A 1,603-nucleotide genomic window follows, 5' to 3' on the forward strand; every position below is an offset into this window, starting at 1 on the left:
AACTAATCAAGACCCTGACCCGGTGATAGCTTCGCGAAAACAACATGAGAAACGATGTTATCGGCTGGAATTCAAAATACAAACGTACAAGTATGCTGCTGAATAGTTTTGTCAGTCAACCAGGGGTTACGCAACGATTATGAACAGAACTTTTTAGATGACCAGTCCAGTGGCTGGAATCTCCAAAAATCAGAGATTAGAGATCCATCTGCCCTGTCACGATTATGGTTTATCAAAGCGGTAGCAACTCTCTATGTCAGTGCCCAAGGGGTGGCAGTGGTAGAGTCAGGTCAACGACGTTGGGTAGACACCCATTGGCGCACGTGGCAACAGCTATTTCCGCATTGGCTGGGTAGGGGTCAAAACTGCTCTGTTAAACGGATGGCGACTGATTCGTCAGGTCAGTTTCACCTCCAACCGTGATCCTGACCCTGTTATGGCATCGCGCAAACAACACGAAAAACGAACTTATAGGCATTAGTTCAAAGTACTGACGTACCAATATGCTCCGGAATAACTTTTGTCAGTCAATCAGGCAGGTAACTCAGGTGTTAGTCGTAGTTGATCACGACTGAGCAGGTGAGTTAGAGGAGGTAATGGACGTCTCTGTTCTCAGTCAAGCCCTAGATCATAAACGCGGAACGGGTGCAAGACCACTCAATTAGTGTGCTTTGGTCAGTTCAGAGGATAATCAAGTTTTAGGGAGTGTTACAGCATTTTGGGGCTCGATTTAGATGCGATTACCCTGCCTAGTCTAATTTCCAATTGTGTGCATAAACTTGGACATTTTCCGATTTTATGCCTAAATATTTTAACTTTTCTAATACATACCTAAAGCACTTATTCCCATCAGGCTTATAGTGTCCAGAGCTATCGTTGAGTTCTATATAAAGCTCTTTGATAGAAATACTGGAATTGAAAGTTTCCGTCAAATAGAACTCTCCAGCACAAGTGACTGCTTCCCCCGATCCCAACTCACTATGTCTAGTGTAATTTTTTTTATCCAATTCTAATTTAGAGTTCCATTTATATAATATATATCCTGCAGGCGATAATACCCATGAATAGTGGCCTTCCTCTTTTGAATATAGGACTACTTCCTCACATCTCTGTGCTTTAAGGTTTTCCCCATATAGCTTTCCATCTTCTATTCCTATCAAAACACATACGCCGTCAATTTCAGATGGGTCGTGGTATCTAAATATAGGATATTTATTATTAGTAGCTTTATATCGTTCCCAATCACCCAAGAATGGTTCCCAACCTACAGAATACCTAGGTCGTTGGTTGACCTCTAAAGATCTAAAAGATCTAAATTTTGTAGCGATACTACAGAAATCTTTTGTAGTTTTAATTTTTGTTTCTAAGATAATACTAGAATATTGATATTTCGTCTCTCCATTTTCATCCCCACTATGCTGTCTTCCTGTCATTACTTTATTAGTTGTCGCTATAGACCAATTCCCCGAAGATTCCTTTATATTATTTGACCAAATGGAATCATTCAATCCACAATAAATGCCATTATATTGAATCTTAGAATATCTGTAGCGAGTTTCTCCGTTCTCATCACCTTTATGCTCCCGTCCTGTCAATACAGTGA

The 1,603-nt window shown here is 40.4% G+C and carries 2 protein-coding genes; one reads left to right on the top strand and one right to left on the bottom strand.

Annotated elements, in window-relative coordinates; translation table 11 throughout:
* Positions 1-108 precede the first annotated feature (108 nt).
* Positions 109-423: a hypothetical protein gene (locus tag F6J99_RS44865; protein ID WP_293123864.1), complete on the top strand. Its 315-nt coding sequence runs from the start codon at positions 109-111 to the stop codon at positions 421-423.
* Positions 424-749: 326 nt separating this feature from the next.
* On the opposite strand, the gene F6J99_RS44870 is transcribed toward F6J99_RS44865, so the two are convergent.
* On the bottom strand, positions 750-1,603 hold an 854-nt coding region (locus tag F6J99_RS44870), incomplete at its 5' end, for a hypothetical protein (protein WP_293123867.1).

Source organism: Moorena sp. SIO4G3 (assembly GCF_010692305.1).
GTDB classification, from domain to species: Bacteria; Cyanobacteriota; Cyanobacteriia; order Cyanobacteriales; family Coleofasciculaceae; genus Moorena; species Moorena producens_A.